The 25,270-nt window shown below is 66.1% G+C and carries 25 protein-coding genes; 10 read left to right on the top strand and 15 right to left on the bottom strand.

Going from position 1 to position 25,270, the window contains the following annotated elements; translation table 11 throughout:
- Window positions 1-20: 20 nt before the first annotated feature.
- The 3 genes from FPY90_RS17975 to FPY90_RS17965 form a co-directional block, all read right to left on the bottom strand.
- On the bottom strand, window positions 21-752 hold the full coding sequence (locus tag FPY90_RS17975; RefSeq protein ID WP_498682536.1) for a copper homeostasis protein CutC: 732 nt from the start codon (window positions 750-752) through the stop codon (window positions 21-23).
- A 4-nt stretch (window positions 753-756) separates the two neighbouring features.
- Window positions 757-2,295: a M81 family metallopeptidase gene (locus FPY90_RS17970; protein ID WP_498682535.1), complete on the bottom strand. Its 1,539-nt coding sequence runs from the start codon at window positions 2,293-2,295 to the stop codon at window positions 757-759.
- A 61-nt stretch (window positions 2,296-2,356) separates the two neighbouring features.
- Window positions 2,357-3,514 (bottom strand): ROK family protein, encoded by a 1,158-nt coding sequence (locus FPY90_RS17965; protein ID WP_498682534.1) that lies wholly within the window; start codon window positions 3,512-3,514, stop codon window positions 2,357-2,359.
- A 224-nt stretch (window positions 3,515-3,738) separates the two neighbouring features.
- Between FPY90_RS17965 and FPY90_RS17960 the strand changes: the two genes are divergently transcribed.
- The 5 genes from FPY90_RS17960 to FPY90_RS17940 are packed head-to-tail and all read left to right on the top strand — an operon-like array spanning window position 3,739 to window position 10,148.
- A complete protein-coding gene (locus tag FPY90_RS17960; RefSeq protein ID WP_498682533.1) occupies window positions 3,739-5,580 on the top strand; it encodes a peptide ABC transporter substrate-binding protein in 1,842 nt (613 codons plus the stop codon).
- Between the two features lie 59 nt (window positions 5,581-5,639).
- Entirely contained in the window at window positions 5,640-6,641 is a 1,002-nt protein-coding gene (locus FPY90_RS17955) for an ABC transporter permease (RefSeq protein ID WP_498682531.1), read from the top strand.
- Entirely contained in the window at window positions 6,638-7,519 is an 882-nt protein-coding gene (locus FPY90_RS17950) for an ABC transporter permease (protein ID WP_498682530.1), read from the top strand. Before FPY90_RS17955 ends, FPY90_RS17950 begins: the two co-directional genes overlap by 4 nt.
- Window positions 7,516-9,246, top strand: coding sequence for an ABC transporter ATP-binding protein (locus tag FPY90_RS17945; RefSeq protein ID WP_498682528.1), 1,731 nt, complete (start codon window positions 7,516-7,518; stop codon window positions 9,244-9,246). Before FPY90_RS17950 ends, FPY90_RS17945 begins: the two co-directional genes overlap by 4 nt.
- A gap of 2 nt (window positions 9,247-9,248) precedes the next feature.
- Window positions 9,249-10,148, top strand: a complete 900-nt coding sequence (locus tag FPY90_RS17940) for an ROK family protein (protein ID WP_498682526.1) — start codon at window positions 9,249-9,251, stop codon at window positions 10,146-10,148.
- A gap of 48 nt (window positions 10,149-10,196) precedes the next feature.
- On the opposite strand, the gene FPY90_RS17935 is transcribed toward FPY90_RS17940, so the two are convergent.
- A complete protein-coding gene (locus FPY90_RS17935) occupies window positions 10,197-10,688 on the bottom strand; it encodes a DUF6328 family protein (RefSeq protein ID WP_498682524.1) in 492 nt (163 codons plus the stop codon).
- Between the two features lie 177 nt (window positions 10,689-10,865).
- Between FPY90_RS17935 and FPY90_RS17930 the strand changes: the two genes are divergently transcribed.
- Window positions 10,866-12,071, top strand: a complete 1,206-nt coding sequence (locus FPY90_RS17930) for a MalY/PatB family protein (RefSeq protein WP_498682523.1) — start codon at window positions 10,866-10,868, stop codon at window positions 12,069-12,071.
- A gap of 16 nt (window positions 12,072-12,087) precedes the next feature.
- Here the strand turns inward: FPY90_RS17930 and FPY90_RS17925 are convergent, their stop codons facing one another.
- From FPY90_RS17925 to FPY90_RS17895, 7 genes are all read right to left on the bottom strand, one after another.
- Complete coding sequence (locus FPY90_RS17925; RefSeq protein ID WP_071216079.1) at window positions 12,088-12,768, bottom strand: CE1759 family FMN reductase; 681 nt, start codon at window positions 12,766-12,768, stop codon at window positions 12,088-12,090.
- A 60-nt stretch (window positions 12,769-12,828) separates the two neighbouring features.
- Entirely contained in the window at window positions 12,829-13,047 is a 219-nt protein-coding gene (locus FPY90_RS17920; RefSeq protein ID WP_071215989.1) for a hypothetical protein, read from the bottom strand.
- 87 nt (window positions 13,048-13,134) lie between these two features.
- The gene (locus tag FPY90_RS17915) at window positions 13,135-13,800 is read right to left on the bottom strand and encodes a Pr6Pr family membrane protein (RefSeq protein WP_498682520.1); all 666 of its coding nucleotides are present in this window, start codon (window positions 13,798-13,800) and stop codon (window positions 13,135-13,137) included.
- 181 nt (window positions 13,801-13,981) lie between these two features.
- Window positions 13,982-14,269, bottom strand: coding sequence for a hypothetical protein (locus FPY90_RS17910; protein ID WP_071215991.1), 288 nt, complete (start codon window positions 14,267-14,269; stop codon window positions 13,982-13,984).
- An 86-nt stretch (window positions 14,270-14,355) separates the two neighbouring features.
- Window positions 14,356-14,520: a hypothetical protein gene (locus tag FPY90_RS17905; RefSeq protein ID WP_175475519.1), complete on the bottom strand. Its 165-nt coding sequence runs from the start codon at window positions 14,518-14,520 to the stop codon at window positions 14,356-14,358.
- Between the two features lie 372 nt (window positions 14,521-14,892).
- A complete protein-coding gene (locus FPY90_RS17900; protein WP_498682516.1) occupies window positions 14,893-15,624 on the bottom strand; it encodes a cache domain-containing protein in 732 nt (243 codons plus the stop codon).
- Entirely contained in the window at window positions 15,621-16,418 is a 798-nt protein-coding gene (locus tag FPY90_RS17895) for a FadR/GntR family transcriptional regulator (RefSeq protein WP_498682514.1), read from the bottom strand. Before FPY90_RS17895 ends, FPY90_RS17900 begins: the two co-directional genes overlap by 4 nt.
- Before the next feature lie 170 nt (window positions 16,419-16,588).
- Between FPY90_RS17895 and FPY90_RS17890 the strand changes: the two genes are divergently transcribed.
- The 4 genes from FPY90_RS17890 (at window position 16,589) to FPY90_RS17875 (ending at window position 20,813) form a co-directional block, all read left to right on the top strand.
- Window positions 16,589-17,653, top strand: a complete 1,065-nt coding sequence (locus FPY90_RS17890) for an ABC transporter ATP-binding protein (RefSeq protein WP_498682513.1) — start codon at window positions 16,589-16,591, stop codon at window positions 17,651-17,653.
- Window positions 17,654-17,732: 79 nt separating this feature from the next.
- Window positions 17,733-18,932 (top strand): extracellular solute-binding protein, encoded by a 1,200-nt coding sequence (locus FPY90_RS17885; RefSeq protein WP_498682512.1) that lies wholly within the window; start codon window positions 17,733-17,735, stop codon window positions 18,930-18,932.
- A gap of 137 nt (window positions 18,933-19,069) precedes the next feature.
- Complete coding sequence (locus FPY90_RS17880) at window positions 19,070-19,999, top strand: ABC transporter permease (RefSeq protein ID WP_498682509.1); 930 nt, start codon at window positions 19,070-19,072, stop codon at window positions 19,997-19,999.
- 10 nt (window positions 20,000-20,009) lie between these two features.
- Window positions 20,010-20,813: an ABC transporter permease gene (locus FPY90_RS17875; protein ID WP_071215995.1), complete on the top strand. Its 804-nt coding sequence runs from the start codon at window positions 20,010-20,012 to the stop codon at window positions 20,811-20,813.
- Between the two features lie 122 nt (window positions 20,814-20,935).
- Here FPY90_RS17875 and FPY90_RS17870 read toward each other — a convergent pair whose 3' ends face one another.
- From FPY90_RS17870 to FPY90_RS17855, 4 genes are all read right to left on the bottom strand, one after another.
- Window positions 20,936-22,495 (bottom strand): molybdopterin-dependent oxidoreductase, encoded by a 1,560-nt coding sequence (locus tag FPY90_RS17870; protein WP_498682508.1) that lies wholly within the window; start codon window positions 22,493-22,495, stop codon window positions 20,936-20,938.
- A gap of 124 nt (window positions 22,496-22,619) precedes the next feature.
- Window positions 22,620-23,483 carry an anti-sigma factor gene (locus FPY90_RS17865; protein WP_071215996.1) on the bottom strand — a complete coding sequence of 288 codons (864 nt, stop codon included), beginning with the start codon at window positions 23,481-23,483 and terminating at the stop codon, window positions 22,620-22,622.
- Window positions 23,483-24,064 carry an ECF RNA polymerase sigma factor SigK gene (gene sigK / locus FPY90_RS17860; protein ID WP_071215997.1) on the bottom strand — a complete coding sequence of 194 codons (582 nt, stop codon included), beginning with the start codon at window positions 24,062-24,064 and terminating at the stop codon, window positions 23,483-23,485. The genes FPY90_RS17865 and sigK overlap by 1 nt, the downstream gene beginning before the upstream one ends.
- Window positions 24,065-24,257: 193 nt before the next feature.
- Window positions 24,258-24,935, bottom strand: a complete 678-nt coding sequence (locus FPY90_RS17855) for a fasciclin domain-containing protein (RefSeq protein WP_113763338.1) — start codon at window positions 24,933-24,935, stop codon at window positions 24,258-24,260.
- Window positions 24,936-25,270 lie beyond the last annotated feature (335 nt).

Here is a 25,270-nt window from a genome sequence, read left to right as displayed (position 1 = left end):
CGCCCCGGGCTTCCGGACGGTTACCGGCATGCGGCCAGGGCCGCGGCGGCCGCGGAGACCAGCTCCGCGCTGGTCACGTCGAACGCCGATTCCCCGCCGCCGGGACCCGAGGCGCCCCGGGTGGTTTGGGTGCGCGCCGAGAGGTGGATGCCATCCAGCGAAGCCAGGGCGGGGATGTCCTCGATCCGCACGCCGCCGCCTGCCTGGATCTGTGGGTTGCCCGCCGCCTCGGTGCGCAACCGGTGCAACATCCCGGCGCCGGCGCCCGAGGCCGGTGCCCCTCCCGAGGTCAGGATCCGGTGCGCTCCCACGGTGCGCAGCTGCGCCACGATCTCGGCAATCGGCAGGCCTTTATCCAGCAGCACATCCACGCAGCGGTGCACGGTGATTTCGATGTCTTGGTTCACCAGGTGCGCCGCGGCCACCAGGGTGGCGAGCACCTCGAGGTCCAGCGCGGCGTCGCCCTCGGCCAGTGCGCCGATCACGATCCCGGCAGCCCCGGCCTGGGCGGCGTGGGTGATGTCCCCGGCCATCAGCTCGACCTCGGCCGGGGTGTAGGTGTAGCCGCCGCCGCGCGGGCGGATCAGCACATGCACGCCGATCCCGACGGCGACGACGGCCTCGATGGTGCCCAGGGTGGGCGTGAGCCCGCCCATGCCCAACGCGGTGCACAGCTCGACCCGATCCGCGCCGTTCTCCAGGGCGATCCTGGCTCCGGCGGCGTCCTGGACCGCGATCTCAAGTTTCGCCATGGTGCTAGGCACCCGCCGGGACGGCCGGGAACACGGTGGCGGTGAGGTCCGGGGCAGCCATGTCGACGTCGAAGGGGAACATGGGGCGGTCGATGTTCCGGTGCCCCAGGCGGATCAGGTCCTGGTCCACGCCGCCGGGGGTGAGCATCAGCATCCAGTCGGCTGCCAGTTCGAAGAGCTCGGGCTCCAGGTAGCCGATCTTCACCACGACGATGTCGGCGTCGGTGACTGTGAGGCCGGCCGCTTTGAAGTCGGAGATCCGGTGGTAGGGCTTGCGTCGTTCGGTGATGATGGCCTCGATGGAGCCGATCTTGACCACGGCGACGCGGCCGGAGGTGTCATCGCCCTCGGTCAGGTGCAGCACGGTGCCCGTGAGCATGGCGGGGCCCGAGTGCATGTGGTCGACCAGCGCACCGGCGCCAACCTCGATGTCCGAGCCCGCACCGGCGGCGAAGCATGCGGCGACCGCGTCCTTGTCGAAGACCGAGGCCACCACGGTGCGCGGGCCGCCGTGCCCGAAGCGCGGGTCGCCGATCAGCTGGGCCAGCGTCCAGGTGACGTCGCCGGAGCCGCCGGCGGTCGGGTTGTCGCCCGAGTCCGAGAGCAGGTAGGGACGCTTGGCGCCCGGTGCCAGGGCTGCGGCCAGGCAAGTGTCAAGGTCCGCGGCCGGGGCCACGAACTCGAAGTCGGCGCGGGCATCCCAGTAGCTGGTGGCCAGCTCGGTGGCCTTGGCGCTGGCCAGCTCGGCGTCGTCCCCGGTGACCACGACGGTGGCGTAGCAGCGCGGTTCGTCGGCCCAGGCGTAGCCGACCCAGATGGAGGCGTCGACGATGCCCGTCGAGGCTTCGATGGGCAGGATCGCCTCGTAGATTCCCTTGGCCGGTTCCAGTCGGGTGGAGGTCTTTTCGCCGGGCAGCAGCACCGGGATGCGCACGTAGGCCTTGGCCGGGGCGCCGGTTCCTTCGAGAAGCCTGGTGATCAGGTTGGCCATGGCACGGGTCTTGGTTTCCTGCTCGTCCTCGTGAGGTGCCATGCGGTAGCAGGTGATCAGGTCGCACTGCTCGACCAGGTCGGCGGTGACGTTGCCGTGCAGGTCCATGGTGGCCGAAACCAGCGTGCGCGGAGTGCCGGCTTTCGCGCTGACCTCATCGAGCGCGGTGCGCACGGCGCGGGCCAGATCGGCCTCAGCGTCCTGGCGTCCGACCACGGTCATGGCTCCGTGGATATCCAGGAAGAATCCGTCGAAGGGGCCCTGGGCATGGATCATCTCGATCAGCTCGGTCTTCAGCTTCTCATAGACGACCGGTTCGACCATGCCGCCGGGCAGCGAACGGGCGTGCACCAGCGGAATCCAGCTGGCACCGTCGGCCACTGACGCGTCGTAGTTCGCGTGCCCGGGCGCCAGCACCGTGTAGCGAGAGAGCAGCACCTCGCCCTGGGTGAAGTTGAAGGCCTCGAATCCCGAGCGGTGCGGGGAGAAGTTGGAGGCCTCGATAGACATGCCGCCGGTGCCGATGCGTGGACGGATTGGTGCTGCGCTCATGGGGAAGGGGCTCCTGTTTCCAAGGTGGATTTGGGGACGGTGGGTGGGAAAGTGGTTCGGTTCAGCCGGCCGGTTCGGAGAAGCGGGCCGGAAGCGAAGGTTGGTTCAGCAGGTGCAGGATGGCCAGTTCGGCCGCGCCGATGAGCCCGGCCTCGTTACCCGACTGCGTCGCTTCCACGCGCAACCCGGCCGTGGCAAGGGGCAGGCAGCGTTCGTAAAGTTGCGAGCGGACGGCCGCGACATACACGCTGGCGGCCGAGAGCGCGCCGGTGAGGTAGACGTCCCCTGGGTTGAAGAAGTTCACCACGGTGCTCAGGGCCAGGCCCAGCTGGCGCCCTGCCTCGCGCACCACGCCGTTGGCCGTGGGGTCGCCGTCGCGCACCATCTCGAGGACCTCGAAGATGTCTTTCGCCTCGATGCCGGCGTTGCCCAGGTCCCGCACGATGGCGGCGCCCGAGGCAATGGTTTCCAGGCATCCGCGGTTGCCGCAGGTGCACATGCGGTCGGCCGCGGCCTCGACCTTGGTGTGCGTGATGTCCCCGGAGGCATAGGTGGAACCCCGATAGAGTTCGCCCCCGGCAATGATGCCGGTGCCCACGCCGGTGCCGGCCAGCACCGTGATGGAATTTGCCGCAGCATCCGGGCGGCATAGGTATTCACCCAGGGCCGCAAGGTTTGCGTCGTTGTCGGTGATGGCCGGAACCCCCAACGCCTTTTCCAACAGTGCCCCCACGTCCTGGTTGTGCCAGCCGGGCATGCGCGATGGCGCAATGACGATGCGGCGTTTCACATCGACCGGCCCGGGGATACAGATCCCCACCGAGAGCAGCTCTCCCCCGTCCCCGCCCAGCAGGGCACGCACCTCGGCGGCGATGAGTTCCACCGTCGCCTCGGGTCCCTGGGCCACGTCGATGGTGATGGCCGAGCTGACGTGGATGGCGCGGGCCAGGTCTGCAAGCGCGACGTTGGCGTGTTTGGCCCCCATGGAGATCACTGCCACGCGGCCTGTGCGGTAGGTGAGGGAGAGCAGCCGTCCGGGGCGTCCCCCGCGCGAGGGCGCGGCCCCGCCCTCCTCGACGAGCCCGGCGGCCATGAGGTCGTTGATCTTTGCCGAAATGGTGGAGGGAGCCAAGCCGATTTCCTTGGCCAGCGCCGATCGGGTCACCGGCTCCACGGCGATGCGCCGCAGTATGTCCACTGCTAGGTCACCGGTGCTCATTGGCGCGTTCCTTTGTTTTTCATGATTCCGACTTTGGCTGGTCAGTGGCGCCTTTGTGCGCCCTCGATCGGAATCGTTACCTTCTCGAGATGCACAACCCACCACTTGTGCTCTATATTACACATAGTTCGTTCATCACGAAAGATACTTTGTTCGATGCCGAATTAAAAGTTTTTGGCTCCACCCTCCTCACCCACACGTCTAGCTTCAGGAGAGATCACCCAATGTCCAACGATCGCAAACGTTTGAAGGTCGGGCTTGCCGCTGGCATCACCGCTTTCGCATTGCTGCTCACCGGTTGCGCCGGCGGCGGCTCGGCCAACGAGCCAACCACCTCGGGCAGCGCCGCCACCGTTCCGGCCGGCGTCGACACCGACGCGGTGAACTACGCACTTCCCCCGAACGCCACCCCCAACTGGATCCTTCCCATCGGCATCGCCGGCAAGATGGCCACCCACAACTCCTCGATCGCCCAGGCACTCTGGTCCCCCATGATGACCTTCGACGGCTCCAAGGGCGAGATGAAGCTGGATCTGGAAACCGGCATCGCCGACAAGATGGATTACTCGGCCGACGGGAAGTCGGTCACCTTCCACATGCGCGACATGCACTGGGCGGACGGCGAGCCGATCACCACCCGCGACGTGGAGTTCTGGTTCAACCTGATCAAGGCGAACAAGGAAGCCTGGGGCGGCTACAAGGAAGGCCGTCTTCCGGACAACATCACCGACATCGACTACACCGATGAGAAGACCTTCACACTGACCTTCGACAAGGTCTACAACCAGGACTGGATGTCCTCCACGCAGCTGACCAGCATCAAGCCGCTGCCGCAGCACGCCTGGGCCAAGACCTCCGACGATGCCAAGGCCGGCGACGAGGACCGCACCGAAGCCGGCGCCAAGAAGATCTTCGAGTACCTTTCCAAGTCCTCCGAGGATATGGCCTCCTATGCCACCAATCCGTTGTGGAAGGTCGTCTCCGGCCCGTTCACCCTGGGCGGTTTCGACAACTCCGGCAAGGTCACCCTGAGCAAGAACCCCAAGTACGACGGCTTGGACGCCGCACAGGTCTCCACCGTGAACCTGCTGCCGTTCACCTCGGCCGACGCCGAGGTCAACTTGTTGCGCTCCAAGAGCATCGACTACGGCTACATCCCCACCTCGCTGATGGACCAGAAATCCTCGTTCGAGTCCAACAACTACCAGATCGACCCCTGGGAAGGTTGGGCAGTGACCTACATGCCCTACAACTTCAACAACCCGAAGATGGGCGACACCTACAAGCAGCTCTACGTCCGCCAGGCGCTGCAGTCCGCCATTGACCAGCCCACCATCTCCAAGGTGATCTGGAAAGACGGGGCCAACCCGGTCTACGGCCCGGTCCCGCAGGACATCCCGTCCTCGTACCTCTCCGAGGCGCAGAAGAACAATCCATATCCGTTCGACCTCGAAAAGGCCAAGACCCTCTTCGCCGACCACGGCTGGAAGCCGGGAGCCGACGGCGTGCTGGTCTGCGAGGACGCAGGCACCGCCGAGAACCAGTGCGGCGAAGGCGTCAAGGCCGGCACCAAGATGGAAATGACCATGATGGTCCAGTCCGGCTCGGACGAGGCAGACAAGCAGTTCGCCGCCATGCAGTCCTCTTTCCGAGACATCGGTGTCGCTGTCACCTTCGACCGTGCCCCGCTGAACACCGTGCTCAACCGCACCGCACCGTGCGAGTCCGACTCGTCCGACTGCAATTGGGAATTCTCCTACTTCGGTGCCGCAGGTTCCTGGTACTTCCCGGCTTACCCGACCGGCGAGCGGATCTTTGCCACCGGCGCCTCGGTGAACTTCGGCAACTACTCCAACGCGGATGCCGACAAGCTCATGGACGACGCGTTGACCACGAACGACCCGAAGACCATGCAGGAATACTCGGCGCTGCTGGCCGAGCAGCTGCCGGTGATGTGGCTGCCGAACCCGGTCTACCAGGTATCGGTCATCCGCGATGGCATGACCGGAACCACGCAGGACCCAACCGCCAACTTCTTCCCGCAGCGCTGGGGTTGGAACAAGTAATTCGGGCCACCTAGCCCACCAAGCGAGCCGAAAGGTTCACCAAGAAGGGAGGATCGTCGATGACGACCACCACCACCGCCACCCGCGATAGCTCAGGCATACGGCTGTTCAGTTGGTTTTTGGCCAAAAGACTTGTGCAGGCGGCGGTCGTCATCGCGATCGTCTCGGTCATCGTGTTCCTGCTGCTCCAGGCACTGCCGGGCGGTCCCGCCCGCGGCATCCTGGGCCAGCAGGCCACCGATGCCCAAATCGCTGCGTTCAACCACGAGCAGGGCTTCGACCTGCCGCTGATCCAGCAGTACTTCAACTACGTCGGCCAGTGGCTGCAGGGAAACCTGGGCCGTTCGTTCGTCATGAACACCGATGTTTCCTCGCTGATCATCCAACGCCTGCCCAAGACCCTGATCCTGGCCCTGGCCGCGGTGGGCGGGGCGTTGCTGGTGTCCATCCCGCTGGGCATGGCCCAGGCCCTGCGCCGCAACAAGGTCTTCGACTACGTCATGACCGGCCTGAACTTCATCGTCTACTCGACGCCCAGCTTCTTCCTGGGCCTGCTGCTGATCATGTTCTTCACCCAGCTCCTGGGCTGGCTTCCGGCCAGCGCGCCGCAGGGCGACACCGTCGCGCAGATCCTCTCCCAGCCCCGGGAAATGATCCTGCCGGTGCTGACCAGCGGCCTGGCCGGGGTGGCAACCTTTTCCCGCTACATGCGATCCTCCACGATCGATAACCTGCACGAGGACTACGTCCGCACCGCCCGGGCCAAGGGAACCCCGATGAACAAGGTCATCTCCCGCCATGTGCTGCGCAACTCGCTGACCCCCGTGGTCACCATGCTCGGCTACTACCTGCCGGTCATGTTCGGCGGTGCCCTGGTCGTCGAGCAGCTCTTCAACTATCCCGGCATGGGCCTGCTCTTCTGGAACGCGGCACAGACCACCGATTTCCCGGTGCTGCTCGGCTGCGTGCTGGTCATCTCCGTGGCCACCGTCATCGGCTCGCTGCTGGCCGACATCACCCAATTCATTCTCGATCCCCGCGCCCGTGGAGGAGTCAAGTGAGTACCGCAACCCTGAGCCGAACCGCTCCCCCGAAGTCCCCGGCCGCCCGAGCCGCGCACGAATTCTTCTCCAACAAGCTCGCCGTCATCGGCGTGGTCATCGTGGTCGCCCTGATGGTCTTCAGCTTCATCGGACCGCTGCTCTACCAAACGGAGCAGGTCTCCACCAACCTCATGCAGGCCGACCTGAAGCCGGGCGAGGACGGCCACCCGCTGGGCACCGACGGGCTGGGCTACGACGTGCTGGGCCGGCTGATGATCGCCGGGCGCACCTCCATCCTGGTCGGCCTGGCCGCCGGCGTGCTCGCCACCATCCTGGGCACCCTGTGGGGCTCGGTCGCCGGCTACCTCGGCGGCTGGGTCGATGCCACCATGATGCGCATCGTCGATGCCGGCATCGCCATCCCAGGCATCTTCCTGCTGCTGGTCATCTCCGCGATCGTGCGGCCCAGCGAATGGATGATGGTGCTGATCATCGGGGCCGTCTCCTGGCTGGTCCCGGCCCGGCTGACCCGCGCCGAGGCGCTGTCGCTGAAGAGCCGGGACTACGTCTTGGCGATCAAGGCCACCGGAGGCTCGAACTCCCGGGCCATCCTGCGCCACATCATCCCCAACACCATCGGCACCGTGGTGGTCAATGCGACTTTCCAGGTCGCCGACGCGATCTTGCTGATCGCCTACGTGAGCTTCCTGGGCATGGGCCTGCAACCGCCGGCCACCGACTGGGGAGCCATGCTCACCGACGGCATTTCCTCGGTGTACTCCGGAGCCTGGTGGCTCATTTTCCCGGCAGGTATTGCCATAGTTTTGATCGTCAGCGCCTTCAACTTCATTGGTGACGGCCTGCGCGACATGTTTGATGTACGAGGCCAGTCATGAGCACCACCATCGTAGAAACCCGCCAGGTCCCGGCGCTGAAGGTCGAGAACCTCGTCGTGGATTTCAAGACCAAGAACGGCACCGTCAACGCGGTGCGCGGGGTCTCCTTCTCCGTGGCCCCCGGCGAGGTGCTGGCCGTGGTCGGCGAATCCGGGTCCGGCAAGACCATCACCTCGCTGACCTCCATGGCGCTGCTGCCCTCCACGGCCCGCACCTCCGGGGTCGTCGAGGTCGATGGCCACGACGTGCTCAACGCCTCCGCGTCCGCCATGGATGCCAAGCGCGGCAACGTGGTCTCGATGGTCTTCCAGGAGCCGATGACGGCGCTGAACCCGTCCATGAAGGTCGACAAGCAGGTCGCCGAGGCCATCCTGAACCACCGCGGCGTCTCCAAGGCCGAGGCCCACGCCCGTGCCGTGGCCCTTCTGGAGAAGGTCGGGATCCCCGACCCCGAGGTGAAGGCGCGGAACTACCCGCACCAGCTCTCCGGCGGCCAGCGCCAGCGCGTGGTCATCGCAATCGCCTTGGCCTGCGAACCAAGGCTGATCATCGCCGACGAGCCCACAACGGCCCTGGATGTCACGGTCCAAGCCGAGATCCTCGAGCTGCTGCGCAACCTGGTGCAGGAAACCAACACCGCGCTGCTGCTGATCACCCACAACATGGGCGTGGTGGCCGACCTCTCGGATCGCGTCGTCGTGATGAACGCGGGCAAGATCGTGGAAACCGGCACCACAGTGCAGGTCCTCACCGCCCCGGAACAGCCCTACACCCGGGCACTGCTGGCCGCTGTCCCCACGCTGCCCGAGGCACAGTGGGACACCGTCATCGCTGCGGAACGCACGAAGGCCTCCTTCCCCGAGGCCGAGGTGAAGGAAATCGTGGCGGTGGACCCGGTCCTGGACATGCGCGGGATCTGCGTGGACTACGCCAGCGGCGGGCGCAAGCTGCGCGCCGTGAACGACGCCGACTTGCTGATCAACCGCGGCGAGATCGTCGGGTTGGTCGGCGAATCCGGTTCCGGCAAGTCCACCCTGGGCCGCGCCCCGCTGGGACTGGTTCCGGTCACCGGCGGCTCCATCACCCTCTTTGGCGGGAACGCGTTGAAGGCCTCGAAGCGGCAGATCCGCACACTGCGCTCGAGGATCGGCATCATCTTCCAGGATCCGGGCGGATCCCTGGACCCGCGCATGACCGTCGGCGACTCGATCGCCGAGCCGCTGGTGATGCACGGGGTCGATGGCAGGCGCCCGGTCCGGTCGGTGCGCGAGGCCCGTGTCGCCGAGCTGCTCGAGGCCGTTCGGCTGCCCGCCGCCAACGCCCAGCGCTACCCGCACGAGCTCTCCGGCGGCCAGCGCCAGCGCATCGGCCTGGCCCGTGCCCTGGCGCTGGCCCCCGAGCTACTGATCGCCGACGAGCCCACCAGTGCGCTGGATGTCTCGGTGCAGGACGAGGTCCTCACGCTGCTGCTGGAACTGCAAAAGGAACACGGCTTCGGCTGCCTGTTCATCAGCCACGACCTGGCTGTGGTCCACTCGGTCTCGCAGCGCGTGACGGTGATGCAGCACGGCAACGTGATCGAGAGCGGGGCAACCTCCCGGGTGCTCCAGCATCCCGAGGCTTCCTACACCCGACATCTGCTGGCCTCGGTCCCCTCCCCCAACCCGATCATGCAAAAGCGGCGCCGCGAGGCCCGCTTTGCCCTGCTGTCGTCCAAGGATTCCTGACGGTGTACCCACGACTCGGAATAGACATCGGCGGAACCGGGATTTCCGCGGTCGTCCTGGACGGCGCCGGAATCGTGCGCGGACGCGCCTCCGTGCCCACGCCCGCCGAGCACGGCGGGGATGCGATGGTGGCCGCCTGCCTGCAGGTCGCCACCGACGCCGCCGGGCAGTCGGGGCTGGCCCCGGCCGCCGCCGGCGTCGGTGCGGCCGGAATCATCGACGCCAACGGCGTGGTGCTGGCGGCCAGCGACTCGTTCACCGGTTGGGAAGGCTATGCGCTGGGGCAAAAGCTCCGAGAGGCCCTGGCCATGCCGGTGCAGGTCGGCAACGACGTTGCCGCCTTCGTGCTGGGCGAACAGCAATTCGGTGCCGGGCGCGGCATCGAGAATTTCTTTGGCATTGCCCTGGGAACCGGCGTGGGCGGCGGGTTGGTCCTCAATTCCCTCCTGCACACCGGCGAGCACGGGGCGGCCGCCGAGATCGGCCACATCCCGGGCTTCGGCAAGCGCCATTGCACCTGTGGACGGGTCGGCCACCTGGAGACCATCGCCGCCGGGCGATCCATCTCCGCCCGGTATGCCGAGGAAACGGGCAACATGCACAGCACCAAGGCCGTCGCCGCGCTGGCACGCGAGGGCGACGAGGTTGCGGCCGCGCTCTTCGAACGGGCCGGGGCGGGCGTGGCAAGGGCTGCGCTGATGATCTCCGGGATCCTGGACATCTCCGCTTTGGTGGTCGGCGGCGGTGTGGCCAGCGCCTGGGACCTGCTGCTTCCGGCGATGGAGAGCACCCTGCGTGCCTCTCCGCCGATCTCTGGAAACCCCATCAGCATCCTGCGCAGCGAACTGGGTGCCGACGCGGTGGCCATCGGCGCATCACGGTTCATCAGCCGGCACGCCTGATTCCTCCCGGTGCCCGCTTCGGCGGACACCGCGGGGAACTTGTCCGCGCTACAACTGCCCGTCGGCCGGCAGGACCGGGACAGAGGACTTGGGCTTGATGATCCGCGGCAGGACGACCAGCAAGAATACCACCGCCAGCATCACCAGCCCACCCACGAGCGCCCCGGCCGCCCAGCCGTAGAGGACCTGCACCACGAACCACACGCAACCGGCCACGAGGACCCCCACCCCGATGATCACGATCTTGGAAATCAGGTGGCCCATGCGCACCGTGGTGACCTTGACGCGCTGGCCGAATAAATGCCGGTGCACCGCCACCGGGGTGACCAGCAGGACGATGAGCAGTGCGGAGAACACCAAAAGAACCAGGTAGAAGGTCCGTTCCGGATGTCCCAGCGAGGCGAACCCGGTCTGGAACGGCAGCACCACCAGGAACGCGGCAAGGATCTGGGCACCGGTCTGCATGACACGCAGCTCCTGCATCAGCTCGTTCCAGTTCCGGTCCAGACGCTCCTCGACACTTTCATTTCGCCCGTTCATTGCGCTCCCTCCCGGGCAACCAACCCGTGGACCGGGGCCCGAAACGGATCCGGGAGGTATAGCCGGATCCGTCTTTTGCCCTCTTGACTTCCCAACCTACCGAAGAAGCCGCCCCGGGGGCAGAAGAAAAGAAAATCGGCAGGCGCATTCGCCGGCGAACGCGTCTAAGCTGGCTAGATGAGCGCCCACCCATTCGACCTGCTGACCGTTGACCAACTGCGCCAGACCGGATCGCTGAAGTGGTCCGAGTACCACGGGTCACTGGGTGCCTGGGTGGCGGAAATGGATTTCGGAACCGCTCCGGGCGTCATCGCGGCGGCCCAGGAAACCCTTGCCAACGGCCTGATCGGCTACGCGCCGACCCGCCTGATCCACGACATGCAGGAGGCCACCGCGGCCTGGCTGGACAACCGGTTTGAGTGGAAGGTGGACCCCGAGCAGGTGCGGCCGCTGAACTCCGTGGCCTCGGCCCTGGATGCGGCGGTCATGCACTTTTCCCCCAGGTACCGTCCGGATGCACCGCTGGTGCTGCTCACCCCGGCCTACATGCCGTTCATTTCCACGGCCTCGCGCTTCGGGCGGGATTCGATCCAGGTGGCCATGGTTCCCACGCCCACCGGCTGGGAGATCGACTGGAGCGCCCTGGAACGCGCCCTGGCCGGAGGCGCGCTGCTGGTGTTGGTCAATCCGCACAATCCCCTCGGCAAGGTCTACACGCGCGAGGAACTGCTGGGGATCGCCACGCTGGTCGAGGCCACCGGTTCACGGGTGTTTGCCGACGAGGTCCATGCGCCGCTGGTGTTCGCCGGTGCCACGCACATTCCCTATGCCACGGTGTCGGATGCGGCCGCAGCGCATTCGATCACGGCGGTCGCCGCCACCAAGGCGTTCAACCTGCCCGGGCTCAAGTGCGCGCAACTGGTGCTGACCAACGACGTGGACCGCATGGTGTGGGCGCGGGTGGGCGAAGTCCCCGAGCACGGGGCGGCAAACGTGGGGCTGGCGGCCACCACCGCCGCCTACCGCACGGGCACAGGCTGGCTCGATTCGGTGATCGGCTACCTGGACGAGTCCAGGATGCTGCTTGGCGAGATCATCACCGAGCACCTGCCGCAGGTTCGCTACGCTCCCCCGCAGGGCACCTACCTGGCGTGGCTGGACGTCTCCCGGCTGGTGCTGGAGCCCGGCCCGGCCCAGTTCTTCCTCAAGGAGGCGCAGGTCGCGTTGATCAACGGAAGCGCCTGCGGCAGCGGTGGCCGCGGATTCGTCCGGCTGAACTTCGCCACCCCGCACCCGGTCCTGGGCGGGATGATCCACCGCATGGGGGCCGCGGTCGACGGCTGCGACAACAAGGACGCAACCGACCCGGAGTTTGCCCAGTGACCCGGGTGCCGGCTCCTTAGCCCGCCTGGATGTTGGCCAGCAGCTGCTCGAAGGGCAGCGAGGTCATGTTGTCCCGCGGGTTCGCGGTCTCGCTCACGCGCGGGGCGATTGAGCGGGTGTCGCCGAGGTCCTGGGCCTGCGCGGCAGCCCCGTTCGGCCCGGCGATGGCCTGCGCCAGTTCGATTCCGGCTCGGCGCTCGCGTTCGGCCAGGGCACCGTGGCCCTGGTCCGCTCCCCAGTCCTCGGGCGAGGCAAAGATGGAGGTGGGCATGATGCGGGCGCGCAGGTAGGCGAAGATCGGGCGCATCGCGTAGTCGACGACCAGGTTGTGCCGGGCGCTTCCGCCCGTGGCGGCCAGGATCATGGGCTTGTCGTCGAGCGAGGTGGGGTCAAGGACGTCGATGAACGACTTGAAGAGCCCGGAGACCGAGGCGGTGAAGACCGGGGACACCGCGATCAACCCGCCGGCGTTGCGGACCGCTTCGATGGCCTCGGCCAGGCGCGGCGGGGCGTAGCCGGTGAGCAGGTTGTTGGTGATGTCCGCGGCGTAGTCACGCAGCTCCAGCACCGTCAGGTCCGCCTGGACGCCCATCGCTGCAAGTTCCTTGACGGCGGATTCGCCGAGCTGGCGGCCAAGCAGGCCGGAGGTAGAAGGAGTGCCCAGGCCGCCGGAGATGACTACGATGTTTTGGCTCATGGTGTGGTTCCCTTTCATGGAGTACATGTGTTTGCATGTAAAACCACGAAGGTCGCCGTTTCATTCCCGGGCGGTTTCCTGGGCCTTTTCCGCCGGTGGCGCATCGATGGCCGAAAGCGTGCACGCGTCGCCGAAGCAGCGTCCGCGGATGGCTGCCAGCAGGCAATGGGCCGCCGCGGACCCGGCGCCCAGGGCGGCAACCCACGCATCGGGCCACAGCGATGCCGCCATGGCGGCAAGGACCACGCCTACCACCAGCCAGATCACCCGATCCCGCATTTCGCCACGTCCCGCCATTGCCGCTTGAAGTCCCCGGAAAAGCCGAGATGCATACCCCCAAGGGTATCCCGGGGTCCGACGGAACGGCTACGCGGTGCGGCGCCGGACCCTGCTGACCCACAAGACGCCCGAGCCGACAACGCCGATGACCATGGCGATCAGCACCACGTAGAATCCGACGGAGTAGTACCCGTTGGGGCTCGTGTTCGGATCCAGGAACGGATAGGGGTACCACGGCTTGTCCGTGCGCGGGTCGAGAACCATCAGGCCACGCGCCAAGGTGTACCCGGCCCACAGGAGGGGGAAGGCGACGATCCCCCAGAGCGCCTTGGCGTGCAGCCGCCGGCGCCCGGGGGCGATGAGCCAATCGAGCACCATGATGGCGGGCCCCACGACGTGGAGGACTTCGTTGGACCAGGGAACGGTGGCACCCTGGGGAAGCTCGATGCCGCGCAAGAGCAGGTTGTAGACCACCCCTGTGGTTGCCATGTATGCGGTCACGGCCGCCCGGAACATGCTCCAGCCGCGGGGCTCGGGTCGTCCGGACAGGGTGAAGATGCCCACGAACAGGACGATCGCCGCCAGGACGTTGGATTCAATGGTGAAGAACGAGAAGAAGTTCTGGATGACAAAGCCGACTTCCCCCTGGCCCGACCCCTCATTGGTGATGCTTCGTTGCAATTGCACAACCACTGCGGCGCTGATGGCGATGCTTCCGCCAATTCGCAGCAGGTAGGCCAAGACGCGTCTCATATCGGGTGCAGGTCCCTTTCTAGGTACTGTGCTGCCCAGCCTAAACCGCCACGGCGCTACACCATGGCCAAGACACTTTGGCTTTCACAAGTACTTTCCCCGCGCCGGGCAGGGGAAAGGCCACCGTTCGGACCGGTGGGTGCCGAACGGTGGCCTTTCGCGGTGGTGTGCCCGAACGACGTCATGCCGTCGGGTGTTTGTGCTCCGTGTCGCCCAGGCCGAAGGCCTCGGTGCCGCCCACGAGGCGGAAGACTCCGAGGAGCGCGACCAGGACGCCGATGATGAATCCGATCCACAGCGGGCTGACCGCATCGCCCATCGTGGCGCCGCCGGTGATGATGAACAGCAGGAAGAGCAGTGCGGTGAGTGACCCTCCTACGATAAATCCGCGGGCAGGGTGCCTCTTCGGAATCCTCGGCGTTGCCTCGGGCTCCTCACGTGGTGCCGGAATGTGTGCATCTTGAGTCATGACTTTTCACTCCCTTCATGTTTTCCAGGCCGGATGTTGCTGTCACACGCGCCTATCGGGCGCGAGACCTCCGTCGTGATGCGGGGTTATCCCGCGTCGAATCGGTTTTCGTCGCCAAGTTCCGGGTGCTTGGGTGCGTCATTTCCCGAGCCGTCCGGCAGTTCATCCGGCGACAGCCTCCTGGGCCGGGCATCCGCGGAGTCGTCGGGCAGGACGTCCGTGGCTGGCTGGACCGTGGTTTCTTTGCTCATCATGCGCTCCTTAGTCGCCAAAGCATGGGCAATGATTTTCGGTGGTGGTTTCCGGGCCATCCCGGGTGGGTGCCGACAGTCGGGCCCGTCCGTGGAATCAAAGCAATGGGCCGGGGATCCTTCGGGGTCAAGGCGCTCCGCCAAGGAAGGAAGCCGTAAAACCCCGAACTCGAACGGGGGTCCATGTTGCGCACACCCCGGACCTGGCTACGGCCGAATGGCCGTTGGCACCGAGTTCTTTGCGTCATCCATATGAAGTCCCCGCGTTCCTTAGGGTGGCCGCTTGAGCGCGCGTTCGCTGCAACGACCTACATCCGAGACTACGCCGATATGGCTGGGCTAGCTAGGTTTATGGGTGCTTGGGGGCCCGGATCAGGCCGGTACGGCAATAGCCAGCGGCAACGTCCCGCAGCGGCCGACGGCAACCTTGTCAAAGCCAAGGTCCTTGTCGGCAACCGACAGGTTGGCAGCGTCGGATCCCTGCCAACCGCGGACCAGCAGCGCTCCGGCGGCCAGTTGCGGATCGGCCGAAACGATGACTCGGCCGCTGCCGTTGACAAGCGTGGCCCGCGGGTCGATGTCCTTGAGCCGGTCCATGAGCAGCAGCTCGATGGTCTCGACCAGGACGTCGGCACCGGCAACACCCACGATGGTCCCACGGGCCGTCACCGGGACGGTGAGCGTCAAGGTGTATTCGTCGGTGCACAGGAAGTCCACGTATGGCCCGGTGACGTGCCCTTCGCCCGATTCCATGGGGACGGTGAACCATTCGCGTCGCGAATACGTCTCGCCGGCCGATTCAATGGTGAGCATGAGCAGCCGCTCCTTGGCCGGCCCCTGCCACCAGGCCATGTGCCACGGCGTACCGGCCAACGCGTCCCGGGCGGCAACGAACCCCGCACCAACCAGCGGAAGCTCCTTCCGATCCAGGAACTCGTTGACCAGAGGATGGATCGCCGCATCGAGCTCCTGCGGACCGGGGGCTCCGTCGTGGGATTCAAAGACCTTGCCCATCCTGCCGGCCCACTCGTGCAAGTCTCGAAGCAGGGATTCGAAGAAGTAGGAAACATCGGCACCGGTGCCGGTGGTCTTGTCTTGGCTCATGAGGTCCTCCGGACGGGGCGTTCGGGCTTGGTCTTCTCTGGCTTCACGGCCCGGATCCCGGCCCGGGACTGGTCGGCGATGAGCCAGACGACACCCTCCCTGACATAGTCCCCGACCAGTTTTCGCGCCCTGGCCGGATCCCTGGCGGAAATCGCATCAAGAATGTCACCGCAAAGCTGGATCATCCGGGCGTCAAACTCCGGGTCGGCGTGCGCCAGGGCCAACAACGAACCAAAGTCCGTGTGCAGCCGGACATGCTCACGTGTGAGCCGCGCCGACTGGCTCAGCGCGGCCAGCTCCAGCAGGAAGTCACCCACCACCGATCCGCGGGCGCCATTGCCCTCGATCCTGCCTTCCAGCAGCTGACGCAGGATAACCACGTCATGCTCGTCCGCGGCATTCGCCGCAAGCTCGGCCGCCGTGGAGGCGATGGCCACGTAGTGGATCGCCAGGTCCCGCAATTCAACCCGGCTCATGGCCGCCAGCCGGTCTTGCAGGATGCCGGTCCGATCCCCAAGCGGCAGCGTGATGAACGTTCCGCCCTCGCGGCCCCGGGTGGTCTTCACCAGTCCCCGGGCGCGCAGGGAGACCAGCGCTTCGCGTGCTGTCATGGTGGCCACCCCGAGTGAGGCAGCCAGCTCGGACTCGCTGGGCAGCCGGTCGCCATCGAGCAGGATGCCTGCGGCGATACCCGAAATTATGCGGTCCTCGACGCGCTTGGCGCGACCCTCGTCTCCCAGCGACGCGAAGACGGAGGAGAGCTGGCGCTGGTACGGGGAAGAATCTCGAGGCATGCTCACCATCCTTTCGAATGCCGGGAGTTTGGGCATCGGCGACTCGCTCCCAAAGATCTTCTCACAGATTATTTTGCGAAAGTGATGGCTATTACATCTAACATCTGGTTCTATAGGTAACAGCCCAGAAGTAACCCGCACCACAACCCCACCGAGAAAGGACGGACACCGTGCCCGCCACAGCGACCTCCCCCAAACTCCCGGTCCAAGCCGAGAATTCCCGGAGCACTCCCGCGATCTCCCTGCAGCAAGTCGGCAAGTCCTTTGGTGACTTCGACGCGGTCAAGGGCCTCGACCTGGAAATCCGCACCGGCGAGTTCTTCTCGCTGCTCGGTCCCTCGGGTTCCGGAAAGACCACGGTCCTGCGCATGATTGCAGGATTTGAACTGCCCACCAGCGGCCGCATCGAGCTTGGCGGCCTCGACGTCACCAATGCGGCGCCCTTTGAGCGCGACGTCAACACCGTCTTCCAGGACTACGCGCTTTTCCCGCACCTCACCGTGGCGCAAAACGTCGAATACGGGCTCAAGCTGCGCAAGTTGCCCAAGGCCGAACGCACCAAGCGCGTGGCCGAGGCCCTGGAAATGATCCAGCTTCCCCAGGTCGCCCGCCGGCTCCCCTCGCAGCTCTCCGGCGGCCAGCGCCAGCGCATCGCCCTGGCCCGCGCGCTGGTCCTGCGGCCCCAGGTCCTGCTGCTCGACGAACCGCTCGGCGCGCTGGACAAGCAACTGCGCGAGCAGATGCAGATCGAGCTCAAGGCCATCCAACGCGATGTCGGAATTACCTTCGTTTTCGTCACCCACGACCAGGAGGAGGCACTCACGCTCTCGGACCGGGTCGCGGTCTTCAACGAGGGCAAGATCGACCAGGTCGGTTCGCCCTCGGACCTGTATGAACGTCCCGCCACCCGATTTGTCGCCTCGTTCCTGGGCAACACCAACCTCATCGAAGGTTCCCTGGCCCAGGAACTCACCGGATCACCCGCCTTGGTTTCCCTGCGTCCCGAACACATCGTGGTTCGTCCGCTTGAATCCGCCCAGGAATCCGCAACCTCCGCCGTCACCGCGGTCATCGAGGAAATTGTCTACACCGGACCAACCACCCGGTACATGGCACGCACCGATCACGGAACCCGGTTGATCGTGCAGGAACAGAACGGCGCATCCTCGGCCGGGGCCGCCCGCGGTTCCAGGGTCCGCCTCGAATGGCCCACCCGCTACAACTACACCGTCTGATCCATTTCCCCCCAACGGCCGGGGCTTTCGCCCGCTTGCAACCCGGCCGCAGCATCATTCACCCAGAAAGGCCACGATCATGAAGATCTCCAAGGCACTTCCCCTCGCAGCATTAGCCTCGCTCTCCCTCGTCCTGGCGGCCTGCGGTGGCGCCAGCTCCGGAGCCACTTCCGGCGGCGGCATCCAGGTCCCCGACCTCCCGGCCGCCACCGAAATAGGCGAGTCCGAGGGCCAGGTCAACATCATCGCGTGGGCCGGCTTCGTCGAGGACGGCTCCACCAACCCCGACGCCGACTGGGTCTCCGCGTTCGAGCAGGAAACCAGCTGCAAGGTCAACCGCAAGGTCGGCGCCACGAGCGACGAAATGGTCCAGCTCATGCGCGGCGGCGAGTACGACCTGGTCTCGGCCTCGGGCGATGCCTCGCTGCGCCTGATCGCCGGCGGCGACGTGGCCCCGGTGAACACCGAGCTGATCCCGAACTTCGGGCACATCGTCGAGGGGCTCAAGGGGCAGATCTATGACACCCTCAACGGCAAGAGCTATGGGGTCCCGATCGGCCGCGGCGCCAACGTGCTGATGTACAACACCGACAAGGTCGCCCAGGCCCCCACCTCCTGGGCCGACACCTGGGCGGCGGACTCCCCCTACAAGGGATCGGTCATGGCCTACGATTCGCCCATCTTCATCGCCGACGCGGCCGTCTACCTGATGGCCACACAACCCGAGCTGGGCATCACCAACCCCTACGCACTGGACAAGGACCAGCTGGCCGCCGCGGTCGAACTGCTCAAGACCCAAAACGGCGTCGTGGGCGAATACTGGAACGACGCGCTGAAGGCCGTCTCTTCGATCTCCTCGGGCACCTCCTCCCTGGGCACCGGCTGGCAGGTCGTGGTCAACCTGGCACGGGGCGACGGTGGCAAGGTCGAATCCGTGCTCCCGAAGGAAGGTGCCACCGGCTGGTCCGACACCTGGATGATCTCCGCGAAGTCCAAGAACCCGAACTGCGCCTACAAGTGGATGGACTGGGCCTCCAGCGCCGAGGTCAACGCCAAGATCGCCCAGAACTTCGGCATGGCCCCGGCCAACAAGCTCGCATGCGAAGGCTCCAAGGAGAACGAAGCCCACTGCGAGACCTTCCACGCAACCGACGAGGACTACTACAAGCAGGTCTGGATGTGGACCACCCCGGTCGAGCAGTGCATCGACGGCCGCACGGACGTCACCTGCACCAACTACCAGGAATGGACCAAGGCCTGGACCGAGGTCAAGGGATAGCGGTTCCCTGAGCCTCGCCCCGACTGCCGGCGCGGGAAGGTGACCCCCAAGCACCTTCCCGCGCCGGCCTTCCCCGCACCCCCGCATTCTTCACTCCCAGCAACGAGGAGGATCGACGAGCTTCGTCGGCAACCGCCATGACCGCACTGAAATCCCCGCCGGACACGGCGGCAGCACCCATCCGTTCCACCGCCCCGGCACGCAACTCGCTCGGGGACAAGATCTCCCGCTACCTCTACGTCCGCCCCAAGATGCGGGTCACCGGGTTGCTGCTGCTGCCCCTGCTCTGGCTCGGGGTGCTCTACATCGGCTCGCTCGCGCTGCTGTTCATCACCGCGTTCTGGAGAACCGACTCCTTCACCTCCAAGGTCATCCCGGCCTTCACGCTGGAGAACTTCACCGAGATCCTCACCCAACCCGCTTACCAGGCCACCGCGCTGCGCACCATCGGCATCGCCCTGGCCGTCACCGTGCTTTGTGCGGCGCTCGCGCTGCCGCTGGGCCTGTACATGGCCAAGGTCGCCTCCCCCAGGATGCGCGCGGTGCTGGCCATCGGCATCACCCTGCCGCTCTGGGCCGGCTACCTGGTCAAGGTGTTCTCCTGGCGCATCACCTTCTCCACCGGCGGCCCGCTGGATTGGCTGCTCGCCCCCTTCGGTGCCACCGGCCCGGGCTACGGCACCGCAGCCCTCGTGGTCACCCTGGCCTACCTCTGGTTCCCCTACATGGCGGTCCCGGTGTACTCGGCCTTCCGGCAGATCCCCGACAACCTCTTTGACGCCTCCGCCGACCTGGGCGCCAGGTCCTGGGCGACGGTGCGCACCGTGGCCATCCCGCTGCTGAAGCCCGCCTTCATCGCCGGATCCATCTTCACCTTCTCGCTGTCCCTGGGCGACTACATCGCCGCCCAGTTCGTCGGCGGCAAGACCCAGGTGATCGGCACCGTGATCGCTTCCAACATCAACCTCAACCCGCCCCTGGCCGCGGCGTTCGGCATCGTGCCGATCGTCGTTGTTGTCATCTACCTCTTCCTGGCGCGCAAGACCGGCGCCCTGAAGGCCCTGTAAGGAGACCGTCATGAGACTCTCTGCCCCCGCCAAGGTCACCCTGCGTGTTTTTGCCGGCATCGTCATGGCGGCCATCTACCTGCCGCTGGTGCTGGTCATCACCAACTCGTTCAACGCCACCACCTCCGGGGCCTTCCCCATCAAGGAATTCACCACCAAGTGGTGGGTTGCCGCCTGGCACAACGAGGGCGTCCGCGAGGCGTTGTGGACCTCCCTCAAGGTAGCCTCGGTGGCCACCGCCATCTCCCTGGTGCTCGGCTCGATGGTTGCCTTCGCCCTGTCCCGCTACGAGTTCTTCGGCAAGAACACCGTCAACCTGCTGGTGGTCCTGCCCATCGCCCTGCCGGGCATCGTCACCGGTGTTGCACTGAACAACACCTTCAAGACCGTGCTGGAACCCCTGGGCATCGGGCTCGGGCTGTTCTCGGTGATCGTCGGTCACGCCACGTTCTCCATCGTGATGGTGTTCAACAACGTCCAGGCACGCATGGGGCGGATGAACCGCGGCCTCGAGGAAGCGGCCATGGACATGGGGGCCAACATGTTCAAGACCTTCTTCCACGTCACCTTCCCCGGGTTCCGCTCGGCCTTCATCGCCGGCGGCCTGCTGGCCTTCGCGTTGAGCTTCGACGAGATCGTGGTCACCACGTTCACCGCGGCCCCCGGCACCGAGACCCTGCCGATCTGGATCTTCAACAACATGTCCCGCCCCAACCAGGCCCCGGTGGTCAACGTGATCGCCGCGGTGCTGGTGCTCGCCTCGATGATCCCGGTGTACCTGAGCCAGCGACTGACCGGAGACGACAAGAAGTAGCCAAGCCCCCGGTTCCACGGCGAACCCCGCGGGCCGGGGCGGTGAGTGACGGCGGTGTGGTGCTGGTCGATGCGGGCCGTGGGGCCCGCCCCCTCGCCCGCAGGAGTTCGTCCGGGGACGAGCTAGCCAACCGAGAACTGGACGCGCTGCCAGCCGCTGGCTCCGTCGGGCACGGGGTCGGCCTTCTCGCTGGTTTGCATTGTCCCGTCTCCGTCAAAGGCACGGACGCTGACCACGTGGTTTCCCGTGGAACCGCCGTCCCATTCGTAGCGCCACTGGCGCCAGGTGTCCACGGAGGCTTCGGCGCCCAGTTCCGTGTCCTGCCACTCACCCTCGTCGATTTGCACCTGGACCTTGGAGATCCCCCGGGTCTGTGCCCAGGCGGTTCCGCCCATGACAACCTTTCCGGACGGAACGCTGGCGAAGGACCGGGGCACGTCGACCCGCGAGGAGAGCTTGATGGGCCCGTGATCGGACCAGCCACGCGTGGTCCAGTAGGCGGTCTTGTCGGCGAAGCGGGTGACCTCCAGGTCAACGACCCACTTGGTGGCCGAAACGTATCCGTAGAGACCGGGAACCACCATGCGGACCGGGAATCCGTGCTCCAGCGGCAGCGGTTCCCCGTTCATGCCGACCGCCAGCAGTGCCATGCGGTCGTCGGTGAGGACCTCCAGCGGAGTGGACGCGCTGAAGCCGTCAATCGAGGTCGAGAGCACCATGTCCGCGCCGTCCCGCGGCACCGCCCGCTCCAGCAGGAGGCGCAACGGGTAGCCCAGCCACTTGGCGTTGCCCACCAGCTGGCCGCCGACGGGGTTCGAAACACAGGTCAGGGTCAGGTAGCTTTCCACCAGGTCCTCGGCCAACAGCTCCTCGAAGCCCATGGTGAATTCCTTCTCCACCATGCCGTGGACCCGCAACGACCACTCGGACGGATTGATGCGCGGCACCGAAAGTGCCGTGTCGATCCGGTAGAAATCCTTGTTCGGCGTGATGAACTTCGGCATGCCGGCGAGTTCGACCTGGGCGTTGGCCGGCGGGGGCGGTGCCGTGACCGCGGCCGGCGGAAGTCCCAGGGCCGAACGGGCGGCGTCCGCGACATTGCGCGCGGTCGCCAGGGACTTGCCGACGCCGGTGGCCACCGCGGCACCCACCAGCGACACGGCCGTGCCGATCAGGAAGTTCCTGCGTGAGGCCCCGTGGACGGGGGTGCCGCCGGGCACCGGCGGACGGGCCTTGGCGGCAAGGGCGGTGAGCCAGCGCAACGCGGCCAACCCCGCAACGGACCCCAGGATGGTCGGCGTGAGGTCAACGACCCCGGTGGCCGGCCGGGACAGCACCGCCGCACCGATCGCCACGGCGAGGAGGACGATGCAGGTCGCCGCCAGGGCATAGCTGCGCCTGGCCAGGATCCCGACCAGCACCGCGGCGATCGCTGCGATCACGCCGATGGAGATGAACAACGCGAGCTTGTCGTTCGTGCCGAAGGTGGCGATGGCGAAGTCCTTGAGCCATGGCGGTGTCAGGTCGATGAACACCGAGCCCATCGCCACCATGGGAGCCGACGCCGTGGCGAAGAAGGCCGACACAAATTGAGCCACGGAAAAGAGCACGGCAGCCGCCGCGAAGCCCGCGAGCCCGAAGGCCCCCAGGTCCCGCATCCTCGATGCTGTTGACTTGTTCATGATTTCACCCACCCGTACGTTGTGATGCTTCCTCCCCGCGGTTGCGGGGAGGAACCTGTCCACTACGTATTCGGAACGCTACCATCGGCGGATTGGACGCAAGGCGCCTTTTCCCCAAGAAATCCTAGAGCTCCTGGACCAGGATCGGTTCGGTGGTCGGTGCCGGGGAACCGGACGCCGGTTCCACCGTGATGCCAAAGTGCGTCACGCCCTCCATGGCACCGGAAACCATGACCATGCCATCGGCCTGGGTCCCGGGGACCATGCCCGCCGGCACGGCATCCGTGCCGGAGATCAGCCAGAGTTCGTAGGCCTTGTCGCTGGGCAGGGCGGGCAGGCCGGCTGTGGTCACCGCCATCTTGCCTTCCGAGGCCGAATAGGCCAGGGTGACGGTCGCCCCGTCCTCCAGCTTCTGGCTCTTGGACTGGGCATCGGCAGCGGTCAGGATGCGGGTCAGCTCGGACTGCTGGGTGCTCAGCGCGGCCAGCTGTTCCTCGAGCTTTTGCTGCTCGGCATTCTGGTTGACCACGACGCCGCTGAGCACTCCGGCGGCCACCAGCAGCACGCTTGCCGCCAGGGCGAACATCCTTTGGCTGGACTTCCCCTGGACCGGGTGCGATGCGGATCCAGCGCTCTGCGCCGTCCCGGACACGGGTTCCGCGGCGGCGTCGGTTGCCGCCTCGGGGGCAACCGGGGCGGATTGTTCCGCGGACCCGGATGTGGCACCGGACGGAACGTCCTGCGGGGAGACAAGCGGCGGCAGCTGCGGGGTGTTGCGGATGGAGGCCATGATGTTGGCCTTGACCCGGGCCGGAGGGGCCACGGGTGCGGCGGAGAGCCCCAGGAGCGCAGCGGTTTCCTGCAGTGACTCCACTTCCTGGCGGACCTCTTCGGAGGTTTCGGCGTGACGGAGGAGTTCCTCGCGTTCCGCGTCGCCCAGTGCGTTCAGGGCGAAGCTGCCGGTCAGCTCGTTCTGGTGCTTGTCCATCACGCCACTCCCATCAGGTCTCGAAGTTTGTTCATTCCGTCGCGTATTCGTGTCTTTGCCGTTCCCACCGGGATCTTGAGCAGCTCGGCGACTTCAAGGTGTGTATAGCCGCCGAAATAAGCCAGTTGGATCGCATCGCGTTGGTTTGCGCTGAGTTTTTCCAGCGCCCGGGTGACGCGCTGTCCCTCATCGTGGGCGATGGCAGTTTCCTCAACGTCATCGTAGCTCGCCTGGAAGTCCTTGATGCCTTCGCGCAGGTCACGGTCCTTGCTGGCCTGGCTGGCGCGGACCCTGTCAACCGCCCGGCGGTGCGCCAAGGTCAGCAGCCAGGTGATTGCCTTGCCGCGGGCCGCGTCATAGCGCGCCGCCTGCTGCCAGGCTTCGACGAACACCTCCTGGGTGATTTCCTCGCTTTGTGCCTGGTCCTTCAGGATGCGCCGGATCAGGCCGAAGACCTGGGGCGAGAGCCGGTCGTAGAGTTCCTCAAAGGCGTTCTCGTCACCTGTGGCGATCCCGAGCATCAGTTCTTCGGTGGTGGGGGCGGAGGTTTGGTCCGTGCCACCGGGTAGGTGTGAGCTCATGCGATATAGCGTCTCATGCATTCCGGGCCCCGCCATTCATCCGTTCTGGTGCGGCGGGCAGGAATCCAGGTTTCCTGCCCGCCGAAATTTCCGACCGGGGCAAGTAGACCGCAGGGGGCCGGCAACCGGTGGAGGGTTCCACCGGTTGCCAACCCCCTGGTGGGTTGACCTGCCGCAGTGCGAGGCGCTGCTACTACTTCTTGGCCGGGGGCATCAGCACGGTGTCCACCAGGTAGACGGTTGCGTTGGCGGTCTGGACACCGCCGCAGATCACCGAGGCGCCGTTGACCATGAGCTTGTCGCCGCTGCCGGTGACCTTCACGTCCTGTCCTTCGACGGTCTTGTGAGATCCGGCGATGTCGCTCGGGGCGATCTGGCCGGGGATCACGTGGTACGTCAGGATGGTGCTCAGCGTATCGGCGTCGGCGACCACCGCGTTGAGATCCTTTTCCGGGATGGCGGCGAAGGCCTCGTCAACCGGTGCGAAGACGGTGAACTCGCCGCCGTTGAGGGTGTCAACCAGGTCGACCTTCGGGTTGAGCTTGCCGGACACCGCCGCAGTGAGGGTCTTGAGCAGCGGGTTGTTCGAGGCTGCAACGGCCACCGGATCCTTCGCCATTCCGGCAACCGAGCCATCGCCGCTCGGGACGGCCTCGGCGTAGGCGGCGCAGCCGGAGCCCACGAGGTTGGCTGCCGGGTCCATGGCCGCGGCCGAGCTGCTCGGGGCCGCCGCGCTGCTGGACGGGGCGGCCGAGGAGGACGGTGCCATCGATTCGTTGGCCCCGGTGCCCGCCGAGCAAGCGGTCAGGCCCACGGTGGCAACTGCAATCAGTCCGAGTGCTGCGGCAAACTTGCTGTTCATGCGCTTCATGTCATGCTCCTTGCTTGGCGTCGGCCCCTGGGCCTCCGCGCCTTCCCGACCACTGTTGGTTCGGGCTGTCATGGAGCATTCGGTGCCGGTCCGCAAACGGATTGGAAACATGCCAAAAAACTTTTTCGCCGGCGCAGGGGTCCCGCGTTCCCGCATGCCGGCGGACATGGAAGAAGCGGAGAAGATGTCTGTTCTTCTCCGCTTCCCTTGAAGATATCTCCAATCATCAAGTTGCTCAGTGTTTCTTGATGTGGGTTACCTGCTCGGTGTCCGACTCCGGTGCGTTCTTCGAGCGCTTCTCCGCGCGTCGCGCCTTGATCGACTTGCCTGCAGGC

It is taken from the genome of Arthrobacter sp. C2, from assembly GCA_024207135.1.
Lineage (GTDB): Bacteria > Actinomycetota > Actinomycetes > Actinomycetales > Micrococcaceae > Paeniglutamicibacter.
This window is presented reverse-complemented; position numbering and strand designations above follow the sequence as displayed.